Annotated in this window: 14 protein-coding genes; 3 read left to right on the forward strand and 11 right to left on the reverse strand. The window is 43.2% G+C overall.

Going from position 1 to position 23,291, the window contains the following annotated elements:
• Nucleotides 1-122: 122 nt before the first annotated feature.
• Together SNE26_RS09790 and SNE26_RS09795 are read right to left on the reverse strand one after the other, a co-directional pair.
• The gene (locus tag SNE26_RS09790) at nucleotides 123-1,067 is read right to left on the reverse strand and encodes a FecR domain-containing protein (RefSeq protein ID WP_321559178.1); all 945 of its coding nucleotides are present in this window, start codon (nucleotides 1,065-1,067) and stop codon (nucleotides 123-125) included.
• 70 nt (nucleotides 1,068-1,137) lie between these two features.
• A complete protein-coding gene (locus SNE26_RS09795) occupies nucleotides 1,138-1,731 on the reverse strand; it encodes a sigma-70 family RNA polymerase sigma factor (protein WP_321559179.1) in 594 nt (197 codons plus the stop codon).
• A gap of 123 nt (nucleotides 1,732-1,854) precedes the next feature.
• Between SNE26_RS09795 and SNE26_RS09800 the strand changes: the two genes are divergently transcribed.
• Entirely contained in the window at nucleotides 1,855-2,832 is a 978-nt protein-coding gene (locus SNE26_RS09800) for a DUF1080 domain-containing protein (RefSeq protein ID WP_321559180.1), read from the forward strand.
• Nucleotides 2,833-3,216: 384 nt separating this feature from the next.
• Here the strand turns inward: SNE26_RS09800 and SNE26_RS09805 are convergent, their stop codons facing one another.
• The 6 genes from SNE26_RS09805 to nirB all read right to left on the reverse strand — a co-directional run bounded on the left by SNE26_RS09805 (nucleotide 3,217) and on the right by nirB (nucleotide 14,697).
• A complete protein-coding gene (locus SNE26_RS09805) occupies nucleotides 3,217-4,659 on the reverse strand; it encodes a rubredoxin (protein WP_321559181.1) in 1,443 nt (480 codons plus the stop codon).
• A 4-nt stretch (nucleotides 4,660-4,663) separates the two neighbouring features.
• Nucleotides 4,664-8,179, reverse strand: a complete 3,516-nt coding sequence (locus SNE26_RS09810) for a molybdopterin-dependent oxidoreductase (RefSeq protein WP_321559182.1) — start codon at nucleotides 8,177-8,179, stop codon at nucleotides 4,664-4,666.
• Nucleotides 8,180-8,294: 115 nt separating this feature from the next.
• The gene (locus SNE26_RS09815) at nucleotides 8,295-9,587 is read right to left on the reverse strand and encodes an MFS transporter (protein WP_321559183.1); all 1,293 of its coding nucleotides are present in this window, start codon (nucleotides 9,585-9,587) and stop codon (nucleotides 8,295-8,297) included.
• Nucleotides 9,588-9,645: 58 nt separating this feature from the next.
• Nucleotides 9,646-11,187: an alginate export family protein gene (locus SNE26_RS09820; protein ID WP_321559184.1), complete on the reverse strand. Its 1,542-nt coding sequence runs from the start codon at nucleotides 11,185-11,187 to the stop codon at nucleotides 9,646-9,648.
• A 597-nt stretch (nucleotides 11,188-11,784) separates the two neighbouring features.
• The gene (nirD, locus tag SNE26_RS09825; protein ID WP_274988601.1) at nucleotides 11,785-12,135 is read right to left on the reverse strand and encodes a nitrite reductase small subunit NirD; all 351 of its coding nucleotides are present in this window, start codon (nucleotides 12,133-12,135) and stop codon (nucleotides 11,785-11,787) included.
• Nucleotides 12,136-12,201: 66 nt separating this feature from the next.
• Nucleotides 12,202-14,697: a nitrite reductase large subunit NirB gene (nirB, locus tag SNE26_RS09830; protein ID WP_321559185.1), complete on the reverse strand. Its 2,496-nt coding sequence runs from the start codon at nucleotides 14,695-14,697 to the stop codon at nucleotides 12,202-12,204.
• Between the two features lie 288 nt (nucleotides 14,698-14,985).
• On the opposite strand from nirB, the gene cobA reads away from it, so the two are divergent.
• Both cobA and SNE26_RS09840 read left to right on the forward strand, forming a co-directional pair.
• Nucleotides 14,986-15,714 carry a uroporphyrinogen-III C-methyltransferase gene (gene cobA, locus SNE26_RS09835; RefSeq protein WP_321559186.1) on the forward strand — a complete coding sequence of 243 codons (729 nt, stop codon included), beginning with the start codon at nucleotides 14,986-14,988 and terminating at the stop codon, nucleotides 15,712-15,714.
• 4 nt (nucleotides 15,715-15,718) lie between these two features.
• The gene (locus tag SNE26_RS09840; RefSeq protein ID WP_321559187.1) at nucleotides 15,719-16,078 is read left to right on the forward strand and encodes a hypothetical protein; all 360 of its coding nucleotides are present in this window, start codon (nucleotides 15,719-15,721) and stop codon (nucleotides 16,076-16,078) included.
• 19 nt (nucleotides 16,079-16,097) lie between these two features.
• Here SNE26_RS09840 and SNE26_RS09845 read toward each other — a convergent pair whose 3' ends face one another.
• From SNE26_RS09845 to SNE26_RS09855, 3 genes are all read right to left on the reverse strand, one after another.
• Entirely contained in the window at nucleotides 16,098-18,161 is a 2,064-nt protein-coding gene (locus SNE26_RS09845) for a TIM-barrel domain-containing protein (RefSeq protein WP_321559188.1), read from the reverse strand.
• A gap of 91 nt (nucleotides 18,162-18,252) precedes the next feature.
• Nucleotides 18,253-20,823, reverse strand: coding sequence for a glycoside hydrolase family 95 protein (locus SNE26_RS09850; protein WP_321559189.1), 2,571 nt, complete (start codon nucleotides 20,821-20,823; stop codon nucleotides 18,253-18,255).
• A 1-nt stretch (nucleotide 20,824) separates the two neighbouring features.
• Complete coding sequence (locus SNE26_RS09855) at nucleotides 20,825-23,290, reverse strand: glycoside hydrolase family 2 TIM barrel-domain containing protein (protein WP_321559190.1); 2,466 nt, start codon at nucleotides 23,288-23,290, stop codon at nucleotides 20,825-20,827.
• Nucleotide 23,291 lies beyond the last annotated feature (1 nt).

The following is a 23,291-nucleotide window of genomic DNA, read 5'->3' on the forward strand; positions in this document are numbered from 1 at the left end:
TTTTGATTGCTTTGTAATAAGTCAAATTTTGCTGAGCATTGCAGGCTGGGGTCGGCAAACCTTCACCTGCTGAAATTAAAGCCGGCTCCTGCTGTAACAGGGACCGGTTTCTTTTTTAAGGGTTAATAAATAATTACGTTGGTACCCTCCTTTCTGAAATGTGCGTTGTGTATGGCGCTGATGAGTTTCAGCGTTTCTGTGGCTGATGTGTTGCGTTTAATGCGTAAGGTGAATAAATAATCATGCACCCGCTTACTGCCTGCTTTTAATGTAAGGCCATAAAGGTTTTTGAAAACTAATGACAATTCCTCAAATTTTACACGGTTTAAATAGGTGTCACCATCTTTCCAGCTTTGGCTTTGACTGGCATCAACTTTCTTTTGTTCAAAAGTGCCCTTATCGGTCAAATAGCTAAGTTCTTGTCCGGGTGTGAGGAATGAAAGCAGTTTTGTCCCTTTACTTACGCCCACCTTACCTGTAACAACCGTAATTTTAACATGAGGCAGACTATGATATGCGTTGATGTTGAACGAGGTTCCTAAAACCTGCACCTGCAACGGGGCAGTGATAACCCTGAATGGTTTGCGGGTGTTGTGCTTTACTTCAAAAAAAGCTTCACCTTCATCCAAATAAACCTGGCGTATAGTTTTATCAAAACTTGAAGGGATCCGGATACTGCTTTGTGCGTTCAACCAAATAACCGAGCTATCCGGCAGTGTCAGTTTCCTGATCTCGCCGCTAAGTGTGCGTAAAGTGGTATAAGTTTCGGGAGCAACTGCTGCGGGCTTTAGCAAAAAATAAACCAGCGCAGCTGAGCAGCACAACAATAAAATACTTGCAGCAATGCGATAGTTGAACCAGATCGCAGGCGCAGGCTTATTGATGGAACCGCTGATCTTTGTATGCATGGCATTTCTGACATGCTCAAGCTCACTGGCGGATAAAGCCTGTTTTTCGCCCCCGGCTTCATACGAGTCATACCAGGCCTCAATTATGGCTTTTTCGGTTTCGTTAGTAGTACCTTTCTGGTACCGGCCGAGTTGTTTTATAAATTTACGTAGCTCCATAGCGGGTTTTCAACAGTAAGTCGCCAAAAAGCCCTGGAGGTACTTATAATTTACATCAACATTTTGTTAATTAATTGTAAAGCGCAAACAATATCAGTGCTAAGTAAGCTGCGCTTTGTTCGGGGTGTTTTTCAGAGATAACTATTCTCAGCCGGCGCAATACTTCAGAGATATAATTCTTTACCGTTTGTTCGGCCAGTCCCAACTCACTGGCAATCGCTTTTACCGAGTGGTTTTCGCTGCGCAGCTCATAAACCTTTTGCAGCATTTCGGGCATGTGTTTAACCGCTTGTTCAAGCGTTTGCTCCAGCTCAAGATAGCCGGTATGGTCATGTATGGAATTTTCAAGCAACTCCACCCGTTGCAGCGCATCCTCCAGGCGTATATGTGTAACCTTTTGCGATCTGAAGTAACTGATCACACTCAGGCGTACCGCGCTTAATAAATATTGCTCGAAAGTAGTTTGGATAGTAAGGGTGTGCCTGCGTTGCCAGAGTCTGATAAAAATTTCCTGCACAAGGTCCTGCGCCTGTGCTTCGTCGTCAAGCCTGGCCTTAGCAGCCCTGTATGACCGCTCCCAATAACGTTCAAACAGCAGGTCAAAAGCCGAATGATCGTCCTCCCGGATTCGCGAAAGTAAAATAGTGTCGGCAATTTCTATCATTGGGTACCGCAAACCTACATTACTAATGTTAACTAAACTTTAAGAAAATGATCACTGCACGGTTGTTACAAAAAACTAACCGTCTAACAAAATATTGGATGATAGTTTGTAGATTTAAAAATTATGAGAAACCAAACTACCACTAACAACAACTTAACCAACAGGCTTATCCGCATGCATCTGATTGCGGGATTGCTGCTTTTAATAATTTCGGGGGCCAAAGCTCAACAGGCAAAGGACCCTGCTATTATCGGTCGATGGGATATAACTATCGACAAAGGCGGCAAAAGCCTGCCTTCATGGCTTGAAGTTCAAAAATCAGGCACACATACCCTGATTGGCCGTTTTACCTACGCTTTCGGTAGCGCGCGCCCTATTTCGGAGGTTAAACCACATGACGGCAAATACAGTTTTTCTATCCCCCCACAATGGGAGGAGGGAAACCGGAACATGGATTTTGAATTTGAGCTTAAAGGCGAAGAATTAACCGGGACAATGGTATACACAGATGGGGTTACATACCATTTCACCGGCGTAAGGGCTCCTTTAATGGCAAGGGCAAAGGCACCGGTTTGGGGGAAGCCTGTTAAAGTGTTTAACGATAAAGATACCAAAGGCTGGCATACCGACGGCAAAAACCAATGGGTAGTTGAATCGGGTATTTTAAGAAGCAAGCACTCCGGAGCAAATCTTATTACCGATCAAAAATTCAGCGACTTTAAACTGCATATCGAATTTCGCTATCAAAAAGGCAGTAACAGTGGTGTTTATCTGAGAGGACGTTACGAGGTGCAGGTTATCGACACTAAAACCGGCGAACCTGAACCTATCAACAACCAGTTCAGCGCTATTTATGGCTTCCTGCCGCCTAACAAAATGATGGCGAAAAATGCCGGAGAATGGCAGTCATACGATATTACACTGGTAGGGCGATTAGTTACCATCGTAGCCAATGGCACTATGGTAATATGTCAGCAGGAGATACCGGGCATTACCGGCGGTGCTATCGATAGCAAAGAAGGTGAACCGGGGCCATTGCTGATCCAGGGAGACCACGGCCCTATCGATTACAGGAACATTATCGTTACTCCGGCAAAATAAATTAATAAAATCGTCATAGGGGGATCTAAGCAATTAGCCCCCTCTAAATCTCCCCCGAAACGGAAGACTTGAAAGCAGCTTTTTTAGCAGCTGTATCATAATCACGATCAGCCTCTTTTTTAACTTATTTCAGATACTTAATCGATATATACTTTTGAATTGGGTTGACTCTACCAACAAAAGGGGGGGTTAACAGGGTTAACACAATTCAGGGTTAATATTTAATTAAATTGCTTACAATCAGGTAATTGAATGATTTTTATGCTAAAAATAGGTTAACCCCCTTTTTGTGTAAATATTATCAGTTAAATTTCAATTCACAGGTAACATAACACCCGGGTTGGTCAATTTAATTTATGATACAGCCTCTTTGGGTGAGGCTAATTAATCAGCCTGATATATCAGCTCCGCAAAATTTTCCTTTTCGGCACCGCAGGTTGGGCATTCATAATCGCCTAAGTTTTCAAAGGCTACTCCAGGCTCTATTTTATTAAAGATATCCCCATACAATTCATCATAAATGGTGAAACAGCTTTTACATTGATGAACAGTTTTTTGATTCGAGGATTTAACTTCAGTATTGGTTTTGCTTACCTGTAAAGGGGATAGATTATTGATTTGCTGTTCATAAAACATAGCACAAAGCGCTGTCAGGTGCCTGCTTAAATCTGCTTTTGCTACACCTTGTTTATATATCACAAATTCGCGGGTGTTGTGATTAAAGTCGCGGGTATGCACAATTTCAAACTCATCGGGCATCCGTGCGCGGATCATAACAGAACCATAGATCCCCGATTTAGGCGATCGCTTAATAGCAAAGCTCAAGCCATAAGTTCGCAAATCGGCCTCTTCAAATTCGCTTACCAATTGCTGTTTAAGTTCAAGACAGGGACTGCAAAGGTCTTCAACCTGCCAGTTAAGCTCATTTGAAGCATGCCTGATATTTACCCGGTATTTATTAAGCAGGTTGCCCCATAATGGACGGTGCCTGGCCTCTATATTTTTAATGAGCAGAGATTTCCATGGACTAAAATATAATTGCCCAACCCTGGTTTGCATGCACAGGTTACAGATGTCTTTCAAAAATTCAATATCAAAAAGTTCATGGCGCCTGTAAATACCCAACCAGTATTTATTGCCTTGCTTGTTAAAACCCTCATAATAGGGTAATTGAAATTCAGGAATAATAAGTGGCTGATCAATTTCCTGGGTCACAAACTGGTGGCCGGCAGTAACCAATTGATAAAGCTCATCGGGATTAATTTCAACCTGATCGTAAAACAGCTTCTTGTTGGCAAATATTACCTGCTGTATAGCTTTGCCTATGGCAGGGATATCATCCGAATAAACCAGTACGGGCCAGCAATAGAGGATGTTAGTTTTAGGGAACCGGATATACAAATACCAGTAGTTACTTACCGGCGAAGAAATAAAGTTAAGGTTACCTGTAAAAAACGAAGCAAAAGTCTGGTTGCTGTCAACCAGGTTTATTTTCAGTTCGGGTTGATAATCAAACAGGTCGAATATGTCTTTATAAACACCTTCTTTGAGCCAGTTCTCCTGGTTAAAAATACCATCAGCAATGTAAGAGCTGGTGATGTTGGGGTAAGTATCCTGGTTAATTTCATGGTCAATACCGGCACCCAGCATATCAAATTCCAGGTCCTCCAGTTGTGCTTCTTCAATTTCAAAATATAGTTGCTGCCGGTTTCCAAAACGGACCTGTTTAGCACCCGCATTTTGCGCGATGATGAGCATCTCGTAAAAATCACCGGCAGATGCTACACCTCCCGGCAAATTAATCTTAATTAGTTGCTTATTATCCATTAGTTCAAGCTTTTACTAATTGCTGCTGAAGCACTTCTTCAAGCAGTCGTTTTACTTCCGGGCGACATGATCCGCAACCTGTTCCGGCCCCGGTCTGGCTGCAAACATCAGCCAGCTGTGTACAGCCGCCGGCTACTTTATTACGGATATTATCGGCACCCACATTATTACAACTACAAACCAGTTTGCCTAAAACAGGCTCGGCCGTTTTGCCGCTGCGAAGTAATTTAAGTCGCTTATCGCTGAGCTCAGTTTTGTTGGCTATCAGTTCCCTGAATTCCTGGAACTCGCCTTTATCGCCAATTAAAATGGTGCCCACCAGCCTGTCCTGGTGAATAATGCATTTTTTATAATAGCGCTTGGCCTTGTCTATAAATACAATTTCCTCATAGTCTTTTTCATTAGGGCAATCAGATAAACCGATACTGCACAAATCAAAACCATGAATTTTAATAATATTCATAAACAGGCTGCCCTTATAGTAACTGGCGATATCGCCATTCATATAACCTGCAACAACAGCCGCCTGTTGCTCCGCAGCGGCAGTTATACCGTATAAAGTACCGTTAAATTCGGCAATTTCGCCTATGGCGTATATATTGGGGTCGCTGGTGAGCAACCGTTCGTTTACAATTACGCCACGCTTAATTTCAAGACCGCAATCCTTGGCTATCTCCAGGTTTGGCGTGGTACCGATAGCCAGGATCATGGCATCGCAATCAATTTTGCGCCCGCTTTTTAAACCGATCCCGGTAAGCTTGTTGCGGCCGTAAAATAACTGTACTTCATCGTCATAAAAAATATCACAACCCTGGTCAACCATTTCTTCGTGCAGGAGCCTGCTGCCCAATTCATCCAACTGGCGGTTTAAAAACCTTGATGTACGCTGAATGATGGTGATCGTAATTCCTATTTCACGCAATGAGGCGGCCATTTCCAGGCCTAACAAGCCACCACCCACAATAACCACGTGCCCGTTTTTGGGTACATGTTTTTTAAAATTATCGGCATCGTTACGGCTACGCATGCTGAAAATCCCCGGCAGCGATGGTACATTTTTAGGAATTGCCGCCCGGCTACCGGTAGCCAGCAGCAATACATCGTAATATGTTTTTACGCCCCGGCTATCCAGCACATATTTGTTAACACGGTCTATTTTCTCGACACTTACGCCGCGTAATAGCCTTATTTTAAGTTCAGGCTCTTCTTCATCGGTCATTTTAACCAACTGCTCCCAGCGCTGTTCGCCGCTGATATAATCGGGCAGCATAACACGGTTGTAAAAAGGGTGATCTTCTTTACTGAAAATGATGATCTCGTCATCCTTGTTCAGCTCCCGGTATGATCGTACAAAGCCATGCGCACCGGCACCGGCGCCAACAACCACAATTCGTTGAAAAGGCTTTTTGTATTTTTGAATTTTTACCGCGCAATACTTAAAATCCGGCTCTTTTGATATCGGGTCAAGAGCGTCATTGGTAACGTTGTTAATGCGGTGCAGATCGTTGTTAAGGATCTTGCCCCAATGCATCGGCACAAAAACAACACCCTGCTTTATCTGTTCGGTAATCCTGGCCTTTACCCTCACTTCACCCCTTCGGGATGTAATGATAGTGACATCACCTTCCCTGATCTCCAATGCTTCAGCATCAGCAGGATTGATCTCGATAAATGACTCTTTAATATGCTGGTTAAGCTTATTCACCTTACCGGTTTTGCTCATAGTATGCCATTGATCGCGGATGCGGCCGGTAGTCAGAATGAAAGGATAGTCGCCGTCAGTAGTTTCGCTGGTGTGCGCATCCGGTACCGCGCTTATCTTAGCGTTACCTGTTTCTGTATAAAATTGCTTGTCGGTAAATAGACGGGGTGTTCCTGGTATTGCATTACGTTTTTTGTAAGGCCATTGCACCGACCGCTGTTGTATGATAGTTTCGTGCGTAAGCCCGTTGATATCAATATTGGTTTTCCCGGTGAGTTTAGCATGCTCGGCATAAATTTCGGCAGCATTTTTAAAATCAAAGCCTTTATACCCCATTTTTTGAGCAAAACGGCAAATGATCTCGCTGTCCGGCATAGCCTCGCCCGGCGGGTCAAGTACTTTGCTCAAATAACTGATACGCCTTTCAGAATTGGTCATAGTCCCCTCCTTTTCGGCCCAGGCGGCTGCGGGGAGGATTACATCGGCATAAGCCAGTGTTTCGGGCTTGTTGCTGATCTCCTGAACCACTACAAACTTTGCTTTTTTCAAAGCCTCTTCGGCAAGGCGCACGTTTGGCAGACTGGTTAAGGGGTTGGTACACATGATCCAGATGGCTTTGAGGCGGCCATCATTCAGGGCTTCAAACATTTCGGTGGCGGTAAGGCCGGGTTTGGCGGCTATTTCCGTTCCTCCCCAAAACTTCTGTACCTCTGCCCTGTCTGCAGGGTTGGTTAATACACGATGCGCCGGTAAAAGATTAGCAAGGCCTCCCACTTCGCGCCCCCCCATGGCATTTGGTTGCCCGGTTAGTGATAACGGGCCTGAACCTGGTTTACCAATATGGCCTGTTATCAGGCTGAGGTTTAGGAGGCTCAAATTTTTATTTACCCCAACAGAGCTTTGATTTAGCCCCATTGTCCACATCGAAATAAAGCCTTTGGCTTCGCCGATATAACTGGCAGCTAACCTGATGTCACTCTCGCTTACACCACAAATAACAGATGATTCGGCAAGCGTGCGTTCAAATACTAATTTACTGTACTGCTCAAAACCATCAGCATGTTTGGTCACAAAATCAATATCGATGTCGCCGTTCTCAATCAATACCCTGCCAATGGCATGGTTGAGGGTGATATCGGTACCCGGATTTAACTGCAGATGCAGATCGGCGTTGCTGCAGGTATCCGTAACACGAGGGTCAACTACGATGATCTTTACATCGGGATTTGCAGCTTTATGTGCTTCAACCCTTCTCCATAAAATAGGATGGCACCAGGCAGGATTGGCTCCCGTAACATAAAAACAATCGGCCAGCTCAATATCGTCATAGCAAACAGGTACGGTATCCTCGCCCAAAGCAATTTTATACGCGGCAACCGCACTACTCATACACAAACGCGAATTGGTATCGATATTATTACTACCGATAAAGCCTTTAATCAGCTTATTTACAACATAATATTCTTCGGTAAGGCATTGCCCGGATGCGTAAAATGCAACCGAATCCGGCCCGTATTTATTGATGAACGTTTTAAAAATGGCTGCTGTACGCTCCAGTGCATCATCCCAGCTTACCCTTTGCAGGGGCATGCTCTTATTATAACGCATTTGAGGATACAGCAGCCTGTCGGTTTTATCATTGGCTGTGTAATGCAGGTTAAGCCCCTTACTACACAGCATCCCTTTATTTACAGGATAGTCTTTATCGCCCTCAAGCGTTATACTGCCATTTTTTTCTTTATTTATTACCACGCCGCAGCCTACCCCGCAGTAGCAGCAAGTACTTTTAAATGAATTTTGAGGGCGTTTGTTAGACATTTTTTTTAAGCTAAAAGCTTAAGGCTGAAAGCCAAAAGCTCTTTTATTATTATCGTTATTCTATATTCAAAGCCGAAAGCTTAACCTTACAGCTTTTCGCTTTCGGCCTTCTGCTTTAAGCTCCTAAGGCTAAAGCGGGTTCATCTGCTGTTTGAGGCTCGGCCTGTTTTTGAAAACGGGTGATCAGCACAATCACGGAAATTACCATAACGGTTATACCGATGTAGGTAAATGCCTCTATATAGGTGATATGCTCTGATTTGAAAAGAAATCCAAACAGCATCCCTCCGAGGTTACCGCCGGCACCTACAATACCACTTACCATCCCCACATTTTTACTATTAATGAACGGAACTATACCATAAGTAGCACCGTTTGACATTTTAAGGAACAGCGCAAACGAAAGCATGGAAATAATAGCCATTGTAAGGCTTCCCGAATTTGCAAACAGAACAAGGCCGATACCTTCCAGCAGCAGTACGCCGGCAAGCAATAAACCTTTGCCCCGCATTCCGAATTTGCCGCCAACTTTGTCAGATACAATACCGCCTAATGCGCGAGCAAAAATGTTCATGAATCCAAAAATACCTGCCCAGAAACCAGCCGAACTTTGCGACAGGTGAAAAGTATCCACAAAATGTAATGAAGCTACGTTGTCAAAAGTGATCTCCATACCAAAACACATGGCATAGGCCAGGGTAAGCGCCCAAACGCGCCAGTCGGCTAATATCGACCAGTCGGTTTTTGATGGATTGGTTTTGGCATAGCCCACTTCATCATAGTTACCGTTAGGCGTGTCCTTAGTAAACTTCCAGTATACAAAGGCAATTACCAGCATCATTACACCCGGAACTATCATCGCGTATCTCCATGCTTCGGCCTTGGTGAAGCCGGCGCCTACTATGGCGGCGAATATTAAAGGCATCACCATATTGGTTACGCCACCGCCAAGATTGCCCCAACCACCGGTTACCGCGTTGGCCGTACCTTTTATATTAGGCGCAAACATCATAGAAGTATGGAACTGGGTAATTACAAACGACGAACCTATTACACCGATAGCCAGGCGAAACAGCAAGAATGAAGTATAATCATGTGCCAGGCCTACCAAAAACACAGGTAAGGACCCAATAATTAATAACCTGACTGCCGTTTTGCGCGGCCCCCAGGTATCACAAAGCTTGCCTATAATAAGACGGGCTATAATGGTTGCGGCTACCGATGCAATGATGGTATTACCCACCTGTCCTTTGCTTAGATGCAGTTCGGCACGGATAGTTGGCATTAATGGCGCCAGGCCGAACCAGCCAAAAAAGCATACAAAAAACATGAGCCATGTGATGTGAAAGGTGCGCATTTGTACACCCTTTAATGAAAATATGTTGAGTTTGGTAAGTTGTTTTTCCATGATCGTTTTAAATTAAAAGCAGGTCATTAATATTATCTTATGGATTTTCGCCCACGTATTACTTGTTTAAAAACTCAGGTTTGATATTAAGCTGCAGGTACGCCCAAAACGGGTGCAGTTTGCTGCTATCCGGTGTTAAACCTTTAGCATACTCCATGCTGTGGGTTGCTGCCATGTAGGATAAGCCCAGGTCAACAGCGGTAAACTTGTTAAGCTTATAGCTGTTGGTGAGGTCAAATTCGGTACCCAGGTATTTGTCAATAGGCTGTCCGTTTGCCCCTTTCTGATCTTTAGCCAACAAGAAGTAATGATTGGCCAAATCAACGCTAAAGCGCTTATTATCTGAAAGATATTTGATTTTAATGTAAGGGTTGCTCAAGCCGCCGGTTGGGGATCCGCTACCTGCATAAAAATAGTCCATATAGCCCCAGAATTTATGCGGAGTACCATACAATGGGTCAAACCTATGATTGGTTTTTGAAGTGGACAGCGCATCGTTTCCTGACAGGTAATCCCAGCCGGCCGTATAAGCCATGTTGCTGTTTTTGTATGATAAAGATGCGGTATATGTATAGGCGCTTAACTCAGCACCGTCCCGGTCGTACCCGCCCTGGTAGTAAAATCCGCCGGTAGCAGCCCATTCATCTTTACCGCCAAATACGGGATTGATGAGCAAGCCGGTTGTATAACGAGTGTTAACTCCTGGCTGGTTAAACCTGCGACCGTATATGTAACCGACATCTTCGCCAGAAGTGTTTTTCACCGAATCGAGCTTGTATTTGGCAAATTGATCGGCCAGGAAAAGGCCGGTTACCTTAGTTTTATTGAATTTTTTAGCAAAGTAGAGATATTCAAGTGCTTTATAGTTTTGGTTTTGCCCGTTAGTGCCGGGAGGATTTAAAAATGAAAGATTGCCGTTTTTGGCACTAACGCCCGAAGCATTCACCAACGGGATAAGCCCGGCAGGGGTATTAGCCAAATTACCTTTGCTATCCTTTACTGTAGCTGGTACATTGGCCGGGGTATAATAAGTGCCATTATAATTAATAGCATCAGAACTTTGATTAAAGGCAGCGCCGAGATCAACCTGCCAGCCTGATTGAAGAAGTTTTAATACGATGGCATCGTGCCTGCGGGCCTGCTGGATCCAGTCGGTAGCACCGAGCAAGCGTTCATCGTCATAGCTAATTTCCTGCCGGCCAGCTTTTATAGCGAAGTAATCGACAGGTGATTTTTTAAAGGAAGTGTCTTTTTTGTTGGAGAGGATCAGTTCGGCCCAGGCTTCGTGCAAGCTTAACCGGCTGCCGTCATTAATAGTAATAGTTGAGGCATCCTGGCCCCAAAGCCTTACATCCTGTACCGATGTTTGAAAAATAAGCTTGCTGCTTTTGTAATTAAAGGTGAGCCGCGTTCGTTGTGACACAAAGGCTGCATTTTTGTTACCTACCGGTTCTAAAGTTCCATAACCATCACGTAATTCGCCCCTTGTTTTGATCTGCCCGGTTAAAGACAGCTGCGCAGAGGCATTATAAGAAACAAAACATGATATAATTAATAGAATTTTTCCAATAGTGTATTGATTAGATACATTTTTGTACATTTGAATTGGTTTTTTATTTGTTAAAGCGATTAAAAACTATTTAACCCTGTCTGGGAATGCGACCTCCCGGCAGGGCTTTTTTATGCATTTTTGATTTTTACCATAGGCTCAATCTTTTTTTGATTTATTTATCTGTTTAATTATGATAAATATAACTTATTTAATGATTAAGAACAAATAATTGACTTTTAAAATGAATTTTTATGATTAAAATCATTAAAAACTATTTTTTTTGATAAAAACTCAAATTACAAACAGTCAAAAACAACAGAAATACATTTTTAACAATTTATTAATAAATAAAAAATGAATAAATCATTACAAAAACTAAATTAAAATCATTTTAACTAAACAAAACAGCCATAAAAAATCATTTATTTCAATAAAAAGACCACATAATTTATTTTAAACATTAAATAATCAAAAAATAACATCAAAAAAGATAGTAAAAACAAGTATAACACTATCAACTATTGCATTGGTGTATAAAATACACTGCAACTTCAAACAAAAACACATAAAAAAACGCCATTGCCCTATTCGGCAACGGCGCTTAATATAAATTCCATTCTATTTTCCGCCTTAATGCATCTGTATTCAATCAATCCCTACAAAAACTTTTCCGTCGGCTATTTTTACCGGATAGGTTTTTATAACCAATTCCTCTTCGCCTAAACACTCACCGGTAAGCAGTGAAAATGTTTTTTTATGAAAAGGACAGGCAACTTTTGGTTCGCAACTTTCGCCGGCACTGCCAATCATCCCACGCGATATGGCCATTTGCTGTTTATGCGGACAAAGATTTTGAGTAGCATACCACTCGTTGCGACGTGTAAAATTAAATATTGCTATCTGTTCGTCGCCGTGCTTAATACATGATCCGCCATTTTCAGGCACATCATCAACATAACAGGCCATGATCCATTGTGTTGCTATTGTTGCTTCCATTGTGTTTTCTTTTTAATAATGATCAATCTAACTTTGAACTAAAAATCCGGGATTTTCTAATAAAACCTACCATTCCTTAGCGCGAACCTGTTCGCGCATTGGCTCAAATTGCGCATTAGGATCCTTTTCATCAGGTGCATTTATAAAGTGAGCGAAACGCTTGCGCATAGAGGGGTTATTTATAGCTTCCTTCCATTCGCAATGATAAGTATTCACCAATGCCTGCATTTCCTCTTCCAACTGCTCAGCCAACCCGAGACTGTCATTCACTATTACATTTTTAAGATAACTCATGCCACCGTCGAGCTTATTAAGCCAGGTTGCTGTCCGGGTTAGCTGGTCGGCTGTTTTGATGTAGAACATCAGGAACCTGTCGAGATATTTAACCACGGTTTCCTTATCAATATCTGTAGCCAGCAACTGGGCATGCTGCGGCTTAGAACCGCCATTGCCGCATACATATAAATTCCAACCCTTTTCTGTAGCTATAATTCCAAAATCTTTTGATTGTGCTTCTGCACACTCCCGCACACAGCCGCTTACACCACCTTTAATTTTATGTGGCGCGCGGATCCCTTTATATCTATCCTCCACCTCAATGGCAAAAGTTACGCTGTCATGCAAGCCAAACCTGCACCAGGTACTGCCCACGCAACTTTTTACAGTACGGAGCGCTTTACCATAAGCATGTCCGCTTTCAAAGCCGGCATCAATAAGCTCTTCCCAAATTAAAGGCAGATCACTCAGGTGTGCGCCAAACATATCAATACGTTGTCCGCCTGTTATTTTAGTATATAGTCCGTATCTTTTGGCAACCTGACCAATTACAATGAGCTTATCGGGTGTAATTTCGCCGCCCGGGATACGGGGCACAACAGAATAAGTACCCCCTTTTTGAATATTGGCTAAAAAACGATCATTGCTATCCTGTATTACTTCCTGTTTTACAATAACATCATTCCATAAGCTGGATAAAATACTGGCAACAACCGGTTTACAAACCTCGCAGCCATCACCCTTGCCGTAATGATCAAGCACGAGGTCGTAGTTTTTAAGCCCGTTTATTTTAACAAGATCAAACAATTCCTGGCGTGAGTAATCAAAATGCTCGCAGATAACATTTTTAATATACTGGCCATTTGCTTTCATGGTGCCGGCAATTAAATCCTTAACTAATGGCACGCAACCACCGCAGCCTGTACCAGCCTTGGTGCATTTTTTCATCCCATCGATACCGGTAACACCACCATCGTTCACTGCCGAACAAATAGCACCTTTGGTAACCGCCTCACATGAACAGATCAGCGCATCGTCGGGCAAGCTCATTACACCCGCCCCCGCGTTGGCTTCACCTCCCCTTGATCCTAATATCAAATCTTCCGGATCAGGCGGCAGCACTATTTTATTATTAACAGTTTGCAGCAGCATATTATAAGCATCCGCATCGCCGATTAAAATACCACCTAAAAGGTTCTTGCCATCGTTTGTAATATTAATGCGCTTGTAAATCCCTTTATGCGTATCCTCAAACAAAATGGTACGGCAATCAGGTTCAGTAATAAAGGCATCACCAAAGCTGGCCACATCAACGCCGATCAACTTCAGCTTGGTGCTCATATCATAGCCATAAAAGCTCTTATCAGCCTCAGTTAAATGAGCAGCTACAATATCCGCCATCTCATAGCCGGGAGCAACCAGGCCATATATCATCCCTTCATACAAAGCGCACTCACCAATGGCGTAGATAAACTCATCGCTGGTTTGCATTTTTTCGTTCACTACAATACCACCACGGGTACCTACGTGCAAACCGGCCAGTTTGGCTAACTCATCGCGAGGACGGATACCAGCCGATATAACCAGCATATCTACCGCAAGCTGGCTATCGTCGTTAAATTTTAACGCATGAATTTTTTTATCGCCGGTAATAGCTGCAGTGCTTTTATTAAGGTGGATATGCAAACCCAGCTGGCTCAATTTCATTTGCAGCATACTGCTCCCTGCAGAATCTATCTGACGCGGCATCAGGCGCGGTGCAAATTCAATAACGTGAGTTTCAGAAATACCAAGATCTATTAAAGCCTTGGCAGCCTCCAGTCCCAGCAAACCGCCGCCCATTACAGCTCCGGATTTTGCATTAACAGCGCAGGCTTTAATCAACTCCAGGTCCTCAATAGTGCGATACACGAATACGCCTTCTTTTTCAATCCCCGGAATATCGGGCACAAAAGCCGATGAGCCGGTTGCCAAAACCAGGTAATCATATTTAAGTGTTACGCCTTTTAAAGAGTGGATTGTTTTTTCGGTACGATTGATTTCCTGAATAGGATCATCCAAATGCAGCGCGATACCATTATCTGAATACCACGATAAAGTGGAGAGCGAAAGATCGTCGGCTGTCTTACCGTTAAAATACTCGCTCAGGTGCACCCTGTCATAAGCGTGACGCGGCTCTTCGCCAAAAACAATTATGTGGAACTGAGTTGATCTGGCTAAAAGTTTCTCACAAAACTTATAACCTACCATACCGTTGCCAACAACAATGATGGTTGGTTTTGACATATCGAAATTTTTTAAATGTTAAAGCAATTTTCAAACTAAAAATGAATCAACTGCGACCTTGATTTCATTTATATCACAATTATAACTAAAAAAACATCAAATAAAAATTTAATTTCAATTTTTTATTAAATAAATCATGATTATTGACATTTAAATTCATAAATTAGTGCTATTAATATAATTTATATCACTATTTAAATAGATTTTTTCAATTGATTTTGCAATTTTCACAAAATCATCAAAATTTAAAGGCTTAAAAGTCTATTTTTTAATCACTAATTTAACAAAATGCAAAAACAAATACAAAATCCGGAACTTTTTGTACTTGGAGCAGGCCCCGGCGACCCAGAATTGATGACTATCAAGGGATTTAAGGTATTACAGCAGGCAAATGTGATATTATATGACAACCTGGCTAACAAAGAGTTACTGGCGATAAGCCGGGATGATTGCGAAAAAGTGTATGTTGGCAAGCAACCTTATGGCGATTATACGCCGCAGGAAACAATTCATGAACTGATAAAACATTATGCTTTTACTAAAGGTAATGTGGTAAGGTTAAAGGGAGGCGATCCGTTTATATTTGGCCGCGGATTTGAAGAAATCATGTATGCCCGTCAACATGGTATCACCACACATTATATACCTGGTGTAACCAGCATGCAGGCATCCGGGCTGGAAGACATCCCCCTAACCCACCGACAGGTAAGCGAAAGCGTTTGGATGGTTACCGGCACCAAAAAAGATGGCAGCCTATCTGCCGATTTAACCTGCGCCATGCACAGCAATGCAACAGTTGTTATATATATGGGGATGAAAAAACTGGCAGAAATAGCATCAGCCTATATAAAAACCGGTAAAGGCGATACACCGGCAGCTATTATACAACATGCTTCATTGCCCCAGCAAAAATCTGCAAAAGGAAAAGTAAGCGATCTCGTAGCTATTGCTGCAGATAACCAGCTTACTTATCCCGCTATTATTATTATAGGCGATGTTGTTAACGTAAAAAATTAAAAAAATGAAGATCAGGATAAAAGGAAACTCATTGCGGTACCGCTTAACCAAAACAGATGTGGAAACCTTTGACAGGGATGGCTACCTGGAAGAATGCACCAACTTTGGTTCACAAGTATTTAAATATGCATTGCAACGCTCTGCAACTGAATTTTTAGCCGCTGGTTTTAGCGATAACACCATAATTATGTATATGCCGGTTACCATGGCCATTGAATGGACAAGCACCGAACGGGTTGGTTATGAAAACAATACCGACCAAATGTACCTGCTTATTGAAAAAGATTTCAAATGCCTGGATAATGTGGCCGAAGATCAAAGCGACAATTATCCTAACCCATTGACTTTGAAGCTTCAGCATTAAAAAGCGGGGCATTAACAATTTACTGCCCCGTCATGGCTTTGAAGGTTACTTTTCCTATATTATCGGGTTTACCTTTTACGGCAGGTGTGATAGCACCCGTTAATTTCCCATTCCTTTTAATTACTGTAATTTTACGGAACGTGTAATTCCCTTTTTCATAGTCATATGTTTCGCCGTCATCGTCATATAAAGAATAGGCACCGGGCTTATCGCCGTAATACCTGATCTCGAGATCTACCTTCTGTCCTGCTTTCGGAGCGTGCAGCATTACAGGCATCATTGGGATAATTCCACCATCCTTTACATAGACAGGGATTTTATCCAGGCCCGGCGTAACGCTGATCACTTCACCACCGCCTGCATACTTCCCGGTATAAAAATCATACCATTTACCTTTGGGTAATATCACCTTCCTGGTGGTTTCACCTGCAAATACCGGGGCTACCAGTAAATATTCACCGGCCATATACTGGTCTTTAACTTCTTTAGTTATCGCTTCTTCATAAGGGTTTTCTTCCAGGTTTAGTGGTTTCTTTTCGGTTTTAGCTTCAGGATTTCCAAAACCCTCTTCCATATACATGGCCCTGAAAGGCGGGATACCTTCAAAATGATATTTTGCAAATTCGCTGTACCAGTATGGCATCATCTGCATCCGCAGGTTAGCCATAATTTTCACCTGTGCGGCGACTTCGGGAAACGACCATGGTTTGGTGCCGCTTGCCCAGGCATTGATCATGGCCATTGGCGAAAATACATTTGACTGGAACCTGCGCAGCCACTCCTCCCCGGTTTTGGATGATCGTACTTCGGGAGTCCACAGCACACCGGCAAAACCACTGTTTACCAGTGCTGTGATAAAATCACGATGGTCATAGTAATCGTTATAGATCACATAGGGAAACGATGCCCCGCCTCCGTTTGATGCACGTACCAGGCCAAATGTACGCTGGTTGCGCTGATGGTAAATTTCGCTGGTATAACGCTGCATCATCAATCCATAAGTTTGGCGCATTTGCTCGGCAGCATGACCGGATGGAAAAACAGCTACATCAGGCCATAAATAATTGTCGCCTCCATCAACCTCATCCATTTTATACCCGCTGATGCCGATATCTATCTTCCCTTTTTCCAATTCGCCAAAAAAGATCTTCCTGGCTTCTGGCATACTGAGATCGGGCACTATACCATTCCAAACAGTATGAGAACCGCTGTAAGGTAAAATACTTTTATAAACCGGCGCTTCAGGTGATACGTAAGGATTAGTCCATAAATTAAGTTTTATGTTCTTCTTCAGCATGTTCTGTACCAAAGCTTTGGGATCGGGAAAGCGGTTTGGATCCCACTCAAAAGTACAAGGGTACGATTTACTCTGCCAGCCTGGTTCAAGACCGATAAAATCAAGCGGATAACCTTTATCTTCAAAAGCCTTTGCTTCATTCTCAACGCCCTGTGCGTTGGTTAAACGCTGCATTCGCTGAGTAAAACCGAGTCCCCAGCGCGGCGGCAAACAGCCGCCGCCGTTTAACAAATTATAACGCCTTACAACATCCAGCATGGTTGGCCCGGCAAATACATAGATCTCCGTACCCGCAGCAGGTACCAGCATTTCCACTCCGTCTGAATACGGGTGCGAGCTCCATGTTTTATCGAGATTTCGATCCTTCACATCAGGGGGGATTTTGCTATCGCGATTTACCGCCGTACCTGCATAAACGCTGATATATCTTGCCGAATTGATAAACACACCATATCCTTTTGATGACACGTAGAATGGAGTTGGCGCATGTGTGCGGCCATTATCCTTGCCTGCATAATTGTCAACATGCAGGGTAAGCACCTTTCCGCGTTGAAATACAGTCTGAAAATTTAAACCGAAGCCAAACAATTGTTCTTTTTTTTCGAGAGGGAACCTAAGATAGGTTTTCCCATCTTTCACGTTGCCGGTAATTTCCTGCTGCTGCAGGGGAAAACCAGCTGCAGGCAATTGCTGTAAACCGGCATGATATGGTTGTACGCCTGAAGCTCTCAACAGATCAAACTCTTCGGGCTTACCAATTACACCTTTCCAAATCCCTGGCTCCACTTCCGTCCAAGTTATGTTTTGCGCATTAACCGCAGTAACGAAACTTAAAAATAAACAAAACAGCAAACAGCAATTTAAATTTTTCATGGTATTACCTGGGTATAATAGTATAGATTTTGCCTTTTTGTGTAGCAAAGTCAATTAAGTAACCTTTATTTAATGATATGTCGGGAAGACTGGCGCTATCCGCTTTTTGATAAACCGGCGTCGCGGGCGAAACGTTTAATGCATTGCTATTTGTACCAACAGCAGTCTTGCTGCTTACCTCTGCAATCTTTACGGGGATAGGTGTATGTAACCTGCAGTTACCCCCCATATTTGATTTGATGATCGCTTTGCTCAGCTTTCCTTTTTTCCAGTCGATATCTACCTCAAAATTTCCCCGTGCTTTGATTCCTTTGATACTGCCATCGGGCCAGGCATCGGGCAGGGCCGGTAATAATTCTATTTCACCATCCTGGCTTTGAAGCAGCATTTCGGTCATGCCGGCTGTTCCTCCAAAGTTTCCATCTATCTGAAAAGGTGGATGTGCGTCAAACAAGTTAGGATAGGTGCCGCCTCTGCTCATCTGGCCTTTTATTTGTAAAGGATCCATATAATTAAATGCAGCAGCCAATATTTTATAAGCATGGTTACCATCATGCATCCGTGCCCACCAGTTCACCTTCCAGGCCATTGACCAGCCTGTACTTACGTCTCCGCGGTAAATCATAGATTGTTTTGCGGCGGCGGCTAATTCGGGTGTGTTAAATACGGAGATCTGCCTACCGGGAAACAGGCTGAACAGTTGTGAGATATGCCTGTGGGTATCTGCCGTATCATCCCAGTCTTTAAACCATTCCTGCAACTGGCCATGCCTGCCAATGTGAAATGGATACAGCTTACTATACGCCTCCCTTACCCGGGCGGCAAAGTCTTTATCGATATCCAGGGTCTGGGCGCCGTTGATGCAATCCTGAAACAATTCGCGAATAATTGACATATCCATGGTAGAGGCCATACTCACCAGGTATTCTTTACCGTTGATCTTTACTGTATTCTCGGGAGAGGTTGATGGGTTTGTTACAAGATAGCCTGTATTAGGATCAGTAATCAGCCAATGCAGCATAAATTGCGCGGCACCCTTCATAACAGGGTAAGCAGTTTTACTTAAAAAGTTTTTATCGCCGGTAAAAAGGTAATGATCATATAAATGAAGGCTCATCCATGCCCCGCCCATTGGCCAGGCCGACCACCTCACCGAGCTTTTAGGATCCTGATCGAAATGACCAACCGTTGATGTTTTAGCCCAGATATCGGTATTATGATGCTCAACCCATCCTTCATTAATATCGTAATTAACCTTAGCGGTGATTTTACCATTTACGGCAAGCTCTTTCAAAAAGTTAAATAAAGGCTGATGGCATTCCGATAAATTAGTATTCTCGGCCAGCCAGTAATTCATTTCGGTATTGATATTGGTAGTATAATTACTTCCCCATGGCGGGATCACCTGGTCGTTCCAGATCCCCTGTAAATTGGCCGGAGCGCTTCCCGGCCTTGAACTGGCAATGAGCAGGTAACGCCCAAATTGGTAATACAGGGTTTGCAATTGCTTATCAGGCTTCGCTATGTTAAAATTTTTAAGCCGCTCATCTGTAGGTTGCTTTACCATTGCACCATCTGCACCTAAATTAAGACTCACACGTTTAAACAAATGCTGATAATCGGCAATATGTTTTTGCTTAAGCTGCTCATATGTTTTTTTTCCGGCCGCCAACAGGTTTCCATCAGCCTCGATAGCAGGATTTTTACCCTGTAAGCCAGGCGACTTGTTAAAACCGTTAAAACTGGTAGCCTCGGTTAAATAAAGAATAACCTGGTTTGCGCCGCTAACCCGCAGGGCATTGTTAACAGCAGTTACTTTGCCTCCATAATTCTTTATCTTAAGATTGATGCGAAAATCCATGCCCTCGCCTTTAGGCTCGTCATAAATTACCTGCCGGGGTTCATAATCACGATTGGCCACGTAGGTCGGCGCTTTTCCGGTCAAAACCAATTTGTTGCCACCTTCAGCAGTAACAGTGAAGCGTAATTTACTTTGTAGGTTGGCGATAAAGCTAATAGCCCCTTTTTTATCGGCAGTAATACGTACCAGCATCGCCTTATCAGGGTAACTTATAAACGTTTCACGCGAAAAATTAACTCCGTTTAGCTTGTACCTTATTGTGGATACGGCATTATTTAGATCCAGGTCGCGATAATAATCAGTGGAGGTGCTGTCGGCCAGGTTAAAATTGAGCAACAGATCACCTAAAGGTAGATACCGGGCAGTGTAAGGCCCCTGTAAATATTTTTTCCATATTGCTGCCGCCTTATCGAAGTCGCCTTGAAAAACTGCTGCGCGCACTTCAGGCAAATGGGCCGGTCCCTGCGGATTATTTCCCGGTTCGGGGTAGCCCGACCAAAGATTATGGTCATTCAGTTGGAAACGTTCGTGATTAACACCGCCAAATACCATAGCTCCTGTAGTTGCGTTACCCAAAGGCAGCGCTTCTTCCCAGGCAACTGCAGGTTTGGTATACCAGAGTTTTAAAGCAGCACTATTGCTTTGTGTTTGAGCAACAGTAAGTTTAGCGCTTATTAAACCTGCAAAAACTAAATACCTTTTAAGCTGATGCATATTAAAGATTTATAAATACAGTTTGTAATCCCGGCGATTGTACGCCAACCACACTTTTACCATTTTGGGTTTGTACCTTAATAATAGCGCGACCATTGTAAGCCTGCACTTTTCTCGACCCGCCGGATGTACCCAGATCATCCAGTAAGATGCCATCTCCGCTTAAGGAAAAGCTGATCCAGTTTACGGCATCAAGGCATTGGATGCCATTTTTATCCAAAACTTTAACTTGTACAGTAGCCAAGCCATTTTCGTCGGCTGTTTTATCAACTATCAGTTTAGCCGGTTTATCCCATTTATCGGTTTGATAAACCTGGGTAATTTCGTCGGTTACGGTAGCTTTTCCTTTTTTAGCCACTACGCGGATATTATTGCTGCCTTTTTTAAAGCTCAGTACCCAACGCAGGCCCGCTGCCGGAAAATCCTGGCTGTTACGCTTTTTTACACCGTAGCTTTTGCCATTCAAAAACAACTCGGCTGTTTCGCAATTTGAATAAACCTTAACTACTTTCTGCTCCCCTTCATTTCCCCATCGCACGGGCCAGGTATGCCCGTAAATATGGGCCATAGGTTTGGTAGTCCAGTACGACTGAAAAACATAGTATGATTCCTTTTTGGTCATATCCCGTTCCAGAACGCCTTTCTGATTCATATACGGTATTGGATTATCAGGTCTTAATGGTGTAGCAAAATCTTTGAATACCCAAAAAGCCGACCCTGTGAGCCATGGCATTGTTTCCTGCTCTTTTAAATGCCAGTCGAAAAGGTTGCAGATATAACTTTCACTCCAGTCGCCATCCTTTGAAACCCTTGAGTCGCCGCCGGAAAGTGACGCATCGCCTGCACGTTCATCGGCACCACCGCCCGCTTTAATATTCACAAAAGCTTTATCGGGATCTTCGGAATGACGTAATGCGTGGCTGTCCCCGCCCCATTCCGCATGAAAGAAGTGGTCTACCTTGTTAAATTCGTCAAGAGTTGTTTGCTTATACTCGTTATAAATACCACGGTACCAGCCTGCCCATATAGATGGCGAATACACATCAACAATATCCTTACAAAAATCACATCGGCGAATGGTGGTTTTGCGCGAAGGATCAAGCCGGTGGGCACGATCATTCTGTTCGCTCATAAGGGCCCTGATCTTTTCTTTATCAAACTCCGGAAAATCTCCCTCCCAATCGTTTTCGTTCCCTAATCCCCATAAAATAATAGCCGGATGATTATAATGCTGCTCAATCATATTGGTGAGCATTTGCCGAGCCTCGTTCTTATAAACCTCGCCCCCTAAACCACCACGACACCAGGGCTCTTCCTCCCAGACTAAAATTCCCAAGCTATCGCACAGATTAAGTACAATACGCGATTGCTGGTAATGCCCCAGGCGAATAAAATTTACGCCCATATCTTTCATCAGCAGCATTTCCTGCCGAATCATACCTTCAGTCATGGCAGCGCCGACACCAGCCTGGTCTTCATGCCGGTGAGTGCCCCTTAACAATAAGCGCTGACCATTAAGCATGAAAGGGCCATGATCCACAAATTCAAAATTCCGAAAGCCTATCTTCTCTCTTTGGGTAAAAGTGCCTCCATTTGCATGGGCAGTAACCTCAACAGTATATAATAGAGGGGTATTCGGCGACCATAACTGCGGCTTTTTAACCATAAATGAACCGATGGACAATTGCCCTGCTGTAGATGATAAGTTATACTTTGATTGCCGAATAACTTTGCCCTGCGGATCAATGATCTTTATATCCCCTTCGGTAGTATTTATATTTTCAGGATCATAGATCCGGACACTTACATTTAACCTGCCTTGTTTGCCATCTTTATCAACTTCGGCTTTGGCAAAAACTTTATCGAGCGAAACAGCGGGTGTATATACTAAATTAAGATATCTGTAGACCCCACCATATACAGTAAAGTCTGATAAACGCGATGGAATACTTTCAAGGTCGCGGGAGTTATCACATCTTATCTCGATAGGGACATTTCCCTTAAATTGCGTTTGACAAATAGCCGTTTTCTTAAAATCATCAACAGCTTTAGTAATATCTACTGTCCATTCATCGTATCCGCCCAAATGTGAACCCACCTTCGTATTATATACATAAACGTCGGTTTTTTGCCCGGCGCCTTCAAAATGCAATAATACTCGGCCTCCCTCATAGGGGTTATTAATGCTTAATTGTGTGCGGTACCAACCAGTACCCTGATAATAGTTCACATCAGGATCAACCGCGTCACGAGCATTAAAACAATGCGGAAGCGTTACCTGCTGCCAGTGCGGAACATCATGCGGGATGCCTTTATCTTCGGGACGGATAGCTTCCCAGATGCCGCCTAAATCACGTTGTATAAATTCCCAGCCTGTATTTAAACGGATACTTTGCTGCGCCAATAAAGGATTAGTACTTAAAACACAAACCAATATTAAATACAGTCTCCAATTTTTCAACTGCATA

It is taken from the genome of Mucilaginibacter sp. cycad4 (assembly GCF_034263275.1).
In the GTDB taxonomy this organism is placed as follows: Bacteria; Bacteroidota; Bacteroidia; order Sphingobacteriales; family Sphingobacteriaceae; genus Mucilaginibacter.